Origin of the sequence: Bacillus cereus group sp. N6 (genome assembly GCF_016483705.1) — a bacterium.
GTDB lineage: Bacteria > Bacillota > Bacilli > Bacillales > Bacillaceae_G > Bacillus_A > Bacillus_A wiedmannii.
This window is the reverse complement of record NZ_JAEHBI010000083.1, coordinates 1-8,587: the sequence shown is the minus strand read 5'-3', so window position 1 is coordinate 8,587 and position 8,587 is coordinate 1. Positions and strand designations below refer to the sequence as shown.

The following is an 8,587-nucleotide window of genomic DNA, read 5'->3' as shown; positions in this document are numbered from 1 at the left end:
TTACATGGTTGGTTACTTGCTGATGAGGATTCATTACAACTGTTCTATGACTGGACAATCATTCTTGCTAAGAACGGATGGACAGATATGTATGATGATTATCGCCAATTTGAAAATGATGAATCGAATGCAATGGCAAGAAAGATATATGAACGTGCGGTTTTATATGCGAAGAGAGGGGCATGAAAATGAACGCAATGGATTTTTTGAGAATATCACCACTTATTAACGACTGTCCGAATTGTGGTAATCAATTTGTTGGTAATGGTCAAGGTACATTAGAAGTTGATGACAATATTATCAAACGTACTTGTAAATGTGGGTTTAATTTCAAATACGACGTTAACAACGGAGTAAGTAAAAAGAAAATTAAACAAGCGATTGATGAAGCATTAAATGAAAAGGGGAATCAAAATGATCAGGTTCCATTACACAGATAAAGAAATAGAAAAAATCCTTAAAACACTCACAATCGTGATTGATACTCGTGAAAATGTAAATGGTCATATCCTTGATTACTTACATCAAAAAGGCATCCAAATCAAAAATCAAAAGTTAGATACCGGTGATTATGGATGTATGATTCCGAAAAATGAAGAACTTGGAATACATCGTGATATCTACTTAGACAGCCGAGTAGAGCGAAAGGCCCATATGGATGAGATCACAGGGAACTTGCAAAAAGATACGCAAACAGCATTTGAAAATGAATTAATTCGCTCAAAGGACATTCCCTTCACTCTAATTGTGGAGGACCTACATGGATACGAAAAGATGCTGCAAGGTAAGTATCGATCAAAATATAACCCTTTAGCATTGCTTGGCAGACTTAACACATTTAAAGCAAAGTACAGCTTTGAAATTGTGTATGTAGATAAAAAATTCAGTGGTAACTGGATATATCATCATTTTTATTATCAAGCGAAACATCATCTTAGAACAGGAGCTTTTTAATATGGCATATCCTCGTGAAGAGCAAGAAACAACTCTAGTTTTTGAGACAAGTACAGGACAGTGGATGTTTTACTCTACTGTTCTTAAACACATTTGAAAACTTAGTAATCTATGTGAATTACAGACTTTAGAAGAAGAGGACAGGCAACCGATAGCGGTAAAAGGTGTATTGGATGAAAAACAGGTGAGTATGAAAAAGCTTCGTGTGATGTCTGAGGAACAAAGGCAAAAGGCTGCGGAACGTTTGGCGAAGGTTAGAGGAAAATAAGTAGAAACAAAAGAGATATTTGATAAGTATGTTTATACAAAAAAATAAAATAACCCGCTAGTTATAACGGGTTATTCCCACAAGGTGTGCAAGAAATTCAAGGTAACTGGACCAGAGAAACCTGTAGAATTCCCTGTGATAATAATATATGCGAAAGAACTTTTAAATAGGTCAATTTAACCAAAAAAGGAGCAACTAACAAAAGTTAGATGCCCAAGTATAAAGAAGAAGTAAATCGGAAGGTAACTCAAATAACCGTATGTATAGTATGGGAAAGTACAAATTATTTTATACATGAATAGAATTTAAAAGTGGTTATAAAAACCAATAATAGGTAAGACTGTTTTTAAGAAAAGCTAGACAAAATCGTTATTTTATTAGAGAAGGGAAATGAATATGAAAAAATACAAACCCAATATGGGAAAAGCGAACGTGGTTGAAGGTGAAACTTTACTATTTCCGTTTAGAACATTATCAAATGAAATTTCAAAAGTAATAGGTGAAGTAGTGGCGTTTGGTAAAACAGATGATGGTATTGAATATATAGAGGTGAATGTAAACGATAAAAGGACCAAACGATATGTGATTTAGCCCGAAATTCATTTCTTTCGAAAAAACGACTGTATATAATAAGGAAATTTAGCGTTTAAATCTTTTCCGAGTACCGTATAGGTCTTGTGGCATTGAAAGCTCTAGAAACGTGTGCAAATACCTTATAAAATGACCCATCGGTTTTGAGGTGAATTTAAAAGGGGGGGGAAACGGTGAAAAAGCATAAAAAACGGAAAATGAAGAAGGCAATCGCTCGTAGAGGTAAGTTATTTGAAAAAGATCGTGTAAAAACAGCGTGGAGAAATATATTTGTACAAGCTGGCATCCTAAAATAAGTGAGGTGGCATACACATTGCTAGAATGGTTAAAAGATTATCATAAATTAGAAGATGAAATTATCTATTTGGAAAGTGATTTGGATAGAAGTAAGCGAGAGTTGAAACGTTGGGTGTATGGCGACTTACAAGAAGTATGTTTAACCGCTGAGTCAGAAGGAGCAAAACTAGAAGATCGTATTGCTGTATGTGAACATGAATTAGCTCACAAGATGAATGACATGTTTGATTTCAAAAAGGTAATTAGTACATTCCACGGTTTAGAACACAAGATTATGTATGGTAAGTATGTGGAGGGCAAGACATTGGAAAAGCTTGCTGAAGAGTTAGATTACAGTCCGCGATATATTTATAATAAACACGCACAAATAAAGCGTATGATTGAATATGCTCAGAAGTTGAGTTAACAAAACATTAAGTTCACTTCAGTTCATGTTAACTATTGCAAAAAGGGGTTATAGTAATAACATAAAGAATTAACGAAAGGGCAACTGAACGTATCGGTTGCTCTTTTGTTTATGAGTGGATATTAAAATATAAAATATCACGTACCGTATTATGTGACTGACTTCAAAAGAAATGAAAAATGCACATGCAATGTATGGTGTTATTAATTTTGATTGTAAATTCGCATGATGCATTTGTCATCCTTCGGTAAGAAATAAGATGAGTGGAGGAAGGACAAACATCAGAAGGTATTGGGTTTCCATGCGCAAATACTATCGTCTGTCCTTCTTCCATTCTTAATATGCGATATATATTGGTTTATTATACCAATAATAATAACTACAAAAAAAGAGACGAATAAAATCGCCTCATATGTAGATATATATATAATTGCAATAGAGCGAGTCCATATACTATATTCTAATTTTGGTTATGTAGACCTAGTTTCATTTTTGTTTTTCCTTTTATTATGTAAAAACGAGTACCGGTGACGGAGTACCCGTTTTTTCAACTTACAGTCGTATAATATTGTTACGTGTGTGAGTCATGAACAACTATTTCGACAAGTAAGGATTTCAAGATACTATATGTAAAAAGAGGTAGGTTGTTACCAAAAAACTAATTAATTTCGTTTGTTTTACCAAATCATGGACATAATCGGAATGGAGAAGTATACAATGATATAGAACATAACTAATATTTTTTACGAGAGAGCATTTAGGTTGGGGAGTGCTCTCTTTCGTGTGCACACATGGAGTATCCACTGGCGTGGGTGCTCTTTTTCGTTCGTAAAGGTAGACCTTTAGGTGTAGTGAGAAATGAATAAAAAACATGTTCTTAAAGATTCGTTTTTAATAATTACGGACGTTCCATGTAATTAGACACCCTTAGATCCGAAACATCTATATAATAAATACATTTATGCTTACCTTAGGTATAATCATAATGGAACTGACATACCATATTACAACAGGATTTATTTTTATCAATTAATCTATCCTTTCTTGTGAGAAGAGCATCTACTACCATGTAGATGCTCTTTTTCGTGCACAAAACTGCCAAAATATATGGCTAGAAGGAATGTTTTTTAGATTCTATTTTGTCTCGTTTACCCTGTATTCTTTTGGCATGAGGAACTATCTTACTACTTGTTATGAATGCATAGCCCTTTACTTTTGGTTCGAAAAACCATTTTTTAGTGAAAATGAGACACTTGTCCTTTCGTTTGCATACGATATCCTAGCAAACGGCAAAGGATGAGAAAAAATGATAAAAGATGGGCAGTTATTAGTTACGTTTTACGATCATGCAAAAGTACAATCGAAAAGTCAGATTCATATGCAATTAGGTGGAAAGAAAATAGATGAAATCTCTCAACTACATGTAGAAGTAATTGAAGTCCCTGTAGGAGAAGAAGCGAAATATAAAGCTTTATATGAGCAACATCCAGGTGTTCGATTTGTTGATTTCAATACGATAGGGAAATTACATTATAAGCCATGTAAGTGTGCGAAGTGTAAATGTAAGTCATGTGGATGTATACCGAATGATCCATATTATCTAGAGAAAATTGAAACGAGTGCCGGTTTACAAAATCAGTGGGGATTACAATGGATCAATCCAGAGATGGCATTTTGTGAGGTGAAAAATAGCGGACCGATTACTAAGATTGCTATTCTTGATAGTGGCATTGATCCAAATCATCCGGATTTAAAAGATAAAATTATAGACCCTATTAATGTTGGCTCTGATGATCCACAAGACTATATAGATATACTAGGTCATGGGACTTTTGTAGCGGGAATTGCAGCTGCTAGTACTAATAATAAAACTGGTATTGCAAGTGCGAGTTATAATACAGCGTATATTGTTCCAATTAAGGTGAATATTTCTGGAGATCTAGATATTGCTGTTCTGAGTATTATTAAAGGAGTTATGTATGCAATTGAAAAAAAGGTAGATGTAATTAACATGAGTTTAGGTTTTCCCAAGTACGTACATGCGTTACAAGTAGCTTTAGAAAAGGCGTGGGAGCAGGGTATTATTTCAGTGGCATCTGCAGGAAATCAAGGACATGAACAACCTAGTTATCCAGCTGCACATAATTTTGTATTAGGGGTAAGTGCGACTGACAAAACCGATGGATTAGCATCTTTTTCAAATTGGGGCAGTTATGTGGGGAGTACAGCTCCGGGTACAGAAATTTTATCTACAACACCATCGTATCCAGTCCCTATTTTTTCTCAAATAAATTATGATGCATCAGATGGAACATCATTTTCAGCACCATTTGTAAGTGGGGTAGCCGCGATGTTACGTGCGATCAAATCATCTGCAAGTAATCAAGAGATTATCCAGGCAATACAACGTTCAGCACACAGTTTAGATACAAAAGATAAAAAATGGGATCCGTTTTATGGATATGGGTTATTAGATCTAAGTGCAGCCGTGCAGGAAATTAAATGTCCGCAGATTCCATACGGGGATTATTTCAAAATTTTAGGCTCTTTTTACGGGCAAGTGGTGGATAATGAAGGAAATCCGGTGAAAGAGGTTGGGGTTCCTGTTATTGCAGTGGATAATCGTACAGGAAAAAGAATTAGAGAATATCAAACAAAATCTACGAGTTGTCAGACAGGAGAAAACGTTTCTGATGGTATGTTTCGATTATTCAATTTACCTGGTGGGAATTATTCAATTTACCTATTGTCAGTTAAACCGGAATTTAAAATGATTGAAAGTATAGATATTGTTCCTGGAGCAGACGTGTATGTAAAAGTAATAGTTCCAGAGGCACGAGAAAAAATATTGTTAGATGAAAAGGCAGCGGTGGCACATGTGGAGAACAAGGTCAAGCTAAAATAATCCAACGAATGTACGAAAGTGGGATGACACCACAAGTGATTGCAAATATTGTGAAACTGACAGTAGAAGAGGTACAGCGTATTTTACGATTATCATAAAATAGAGTGAGAAAGAAAGCGCCAGCGATGGTGCTTTCTTTCGACTCATAACATTATTGTCTTTTCCATAAAGAATTTATAGAACACTAGAAAAGGTGAATTTAAATAATGCAAGCGGGATATAGATAAGCCATAACTTTAATATCGACTTAGTTTCATTATTATTTGAATCTCCCATATAAGTCACCTTAGTTTCCTTTATCTGCATTTATTTGTTGGTAAAGAAAAAGTAGAATACATTGCGATGAATAAAGAAAGCATAAATAGGGAAGGGATGAAGAATGATGATACAATATCATACATTCTTCTCCCTTCATGATAAAAAGGAAGGAGGAAGAACAAATATATTTGTTACATTTTATAGGTGTGTTAGGTGTCATCTAAGGGGAAAACAATGTGCAAATTATATCGTCTGTTCCTCTTCCATTCTTACTATTTGCTACTATTTGATTTTACATACCAATAAAAGTGCATATAAAAAAGAGACGAATGAAATCGTCTCTCCAAAACATATATACAAGGATTTAGACTAGAACTGGATATATACTATATTCTATTTTTGGTTATAGATACCTTTTTTGTTCTGATTTTTTCTTTCATTATATAAAAAAACGAGTACCGATGACAGGGTACCTGTTTTATGAAACTTACATTCGCTATCATTATTATGTGTGTGAGTCATGAACAAATAATAGTTCGAAAAGTAAGGAGTCAAGATACTATATGTAAAGTAGGTGAATTTGCAACCAAAAAATAAAATATTTTTGGTGAATGGTACAAAAAATACTGGTGAGGACTTGTCTGGATAGTATAGAATAATGAAAAATTAGTGAGGTGTCCATCATGAATGACAAGGAAAAGCGAATCCGTATTTTAGATTTACAAGACCAGCATTGTCACACGTGTGAATATCAAATGCAACCATTGAAAAATTGTATCCCGCATTGTTCGATAGGACAAGAATTACAAATATTGGCGAGAGAATTATTCGCAGAAAGTAAGAGGTACAAATCTAGGGAAGATTGGGATGAGATTTGTAAACAAGCTGTTAAACTATATGAGAAAGGGTGTGGAAATACCATCATATCAAAGAAATTAGGATGTCCAGCTAGTACTTTACGTGATCAATTGAAAAGAAGGGGAGTATGGAAAGGTAAAACGCAAGTTGATATACAGGAGCAAAGTCGGAAAAAATGGGACGATTGGTGTCAAAAAGCATTACAATTAAGAAAACAGGGATTTAACAATTCGAAAATATCTCAATATTTGGGTGTGTCTACATCGAGTTTGCGAGAACAAATGCGTAAGCGGGGCCTTGATTCGGAATCGTTGTAATACACAATTTGAAAAAAGGAGTTCACAAAAGATAAACGATTGGGAAAGGGAAAAAATAATTCATGATAAAAAAGGAACATCCCGAAACATGTTGCATAGAAAACAAGTAAGAACAAACTTTCAAATCTGTTTCTTAAACGATTGCGGAAACAATCGTACGAGGTTAGAAATTTGTTTTATAGGCGAGACGACTTGCTTGAGTTGCTGAGCTTGTTCTTGATCGATTGGAATAATAGGTGTTGCTGGATTTACAGGCTGCGTACTGTTGCCAAGGAGAGAGTACCTTGTGGAGGAGGTACTCTTTTCATGTTTATAAAGTATGTAGATGCTAGTGCAACTGCAACTGTTGTATGGAAGGTTGAATCTAATTAAATCCGACCAAGCCGTGATAGTAGGTACATTCATTTTAATGCTAGGACAAGCTGTTGTAAATGAATCTATCGATAAACCGATAGGTGGATTCCTGAAGGAATAGAAAAAGGCACAGCCGCATCATCATCTGTAGATGACAACTAACTGTGCGAATAAAAAAAATCCGTTATAACCATAAATGGTATTCGGAATATTAGGGTATTTTTACTATAACAAGAAGCATACGAACAGTGAATTATAAAGATGACCTTTTGCAAATGTAAAAAGGAAAGAATAAGCGTAAAGATGGTTAGGATTCTATGTATTGTTAGGAGAGGTAAATCGGAATATATGCAACAAAAATATATAGGGGTGAAGGAATAAAGAACGACTGCATAATAGTAACAAAAGAAAATATGGTTTGGTTTTAATTTGAATTATACAGTACGTTCCTTATCCTTGATGAAGTGACTGAAAGGATGAAGCATATACATATTCATACATTTCAAAGAGGTAGAATAGCTAATTGGGTCATACAATGTACGAGTCATAGCACATGTTCTTCATCCACCTTTATTATTTGTTATTTTTGGTTTTGTATACCAATCAAAATGAATATAAATTAGTAAATGCCCAAATGGTGTTTTAATGGGAACAGATAGGAGTGAAGAATATGGAACACATCGAAACAGATATACAAAAGAAGGTTGATGCGCTCGGTCTGCGTCCTTTGGACGATACTATCTATGATAGGTACTTTAAAAATCGAACGGTAGTAGAAATCGATGAACTTCAATTTAAGTATTATAAAATGTATGAGCAACAACCTATGTTCTACTCAATGGTTCATCTTATGAATTCAACAATAGAAGAATTAGTAAAAAATGATGAAAAGAATAAAAAACAATTCAATCCTTCGTTTTTTATGAGATTAAAAAGAAAGTTTAATAGACGGTTGTTCAGAGGAGTAGTTCGAAAGTAGAGTGGTAAAGAGGAAATGAAGAGATATAAAACCAAACAACAAAAGCGCAAATTTTATGACAGTGGTGAGTGGAAGAGGATACGTGAACAAGTAAAGAGACGTGACAACTATGAGTGCCAAGAGTGTAAGCGCAATGGTAGTGTTCGTGTGGATACCAATGAGTACAGTGAAAGTGCAAAGCGTAAGAAGATCGGGCTCGTTGTCCATCATATCAAAGAGCTTGAACATCATCCGGAACTAGCATTAGACATGGATAACCTTGAAACAGTCTGTGTTAATTGCCATAACAAAGAACATGGAAGAGTATACGAAAAGAAACAGAATAAATGGGAAAACGATGAAAAGTGGTAAAAATGATTCGATAATAACACCCCCCCTTAAAAAATTTCATCAAAAAATG

Annotated in this window: 9 protein-coding genes and 1 pseudogene; all 10 read left to right on the top strand. The window is 34.5% G+C overall.

The window, feature by feature from the left end; all coding sequences use genetic code 11:
- A pseudogene (locus JDS99_RS28890) lies at nt 1–186 on the top strand (hypothetical protein); the annotation flags it as partial.
- 2 nt (nt 187–188) lie between these two features.
- Nucleotides 189–440 (top strand): DUF3797 domain-containing protein, encoded by a 252-nt coding sequence (locus tag JDS99_RS28885; RefSeq protein ID WP_199696240.1) that lies wholly within the window; start codon nt 189–191, stop codon nt 438–440.
- Entirely contained in the window at nt 415–954 is a 540-nt protein-coding gene (locus tag JDS99_RS28880) for an ERCC4 domain-containing protein (RefSeq protein ID WP_199696239.1), read from the top strand. Before JDS99_RS28885 ends, JDS99_RS28880 begins: the two co-directional genes overlap by 26 nt.
- A gap of 664 nt (nt 955–1,618) precedes the next feature.
- A complete protein-coding gene (locus JDS99_RS28870) occupies nt 1,619–1,813 on the top strand; it encodes a hypothetical protein (protein WP_199696238.1) in 195 nt (64 codons plus the stop codon).
- 173 nt (nt 1,814–1,986) lie between these two features.
- The gene (locus tag JDS99_RS28865; RefSeq protein ID WP_097908239.1) at nt 1,987–2,109 is read left to right on the top strand and encodes a DUF3983 domain-containing protein; all 123 of its coding nucleotides are present in this window, start codon (nt 1,987–1,989) and stop codon (nt 2,107–2,109) included.
- A 17-nt stretch (nt 2,110–2,126) separates the two neighbouring features.
- Entirely contained in the window at nt 2,127–2,516 is a 390-nt protein-coding gene (locus tag JDS99_RS28860) for a hypothetical protein (protein ID WP_199696237.1), read from the top strand.
- Between the two features lie 1,306 nt (nt 2,517–3,822).
- The gene (locus JDS99_RS28855; RefSeq protein WP_199696236.1) at nt 3,823–5,421 is read left to right on the top strand and encodes a S8 family serine peptidase; all 1,599 of its coding nucleotides are present in this window, start codon (nt 3,823–3,825) and stop codon (nt 5,419–5,421) included.
- A gap of 941 nt (nt 5,422–6,362) precedes the next feature.
- Entirely contained in the window at nt 6,363–6,854 is a 492-nt protein-coding gene (locus JDS99_RS28850; protein ID WP_199696235.1) for a hypothetical protein, read from the top strand.
- 1,024 nt (nt 6,855–7,878) lie between these two features.
- Complete coding sequence (locus tag JDS99_RS28845) at nt 7,879–8,187, top strand: hydrolase (RefSeq protein WP_199696234.1); 309 nt, start codon at nt 7,879–7,881, stop codon at nt 8,185–8,187.
- 15 nt (nt 8,188–8,202) lie between these two features.
- The gene (locus JDS99_RS28840) at nt 8,203–8,538 is read left to right on the top strand and encodes an HNH endonuclease (protein ID WP_199696233.1); all 336 of its coding nucleotides are present in this window, start codon (nt 8,203–8,205) and stop codon (nt 8,536–8,538) included.
- Nucleotides 8,539–8,587 lie beyond the last annotated feature (49 nt).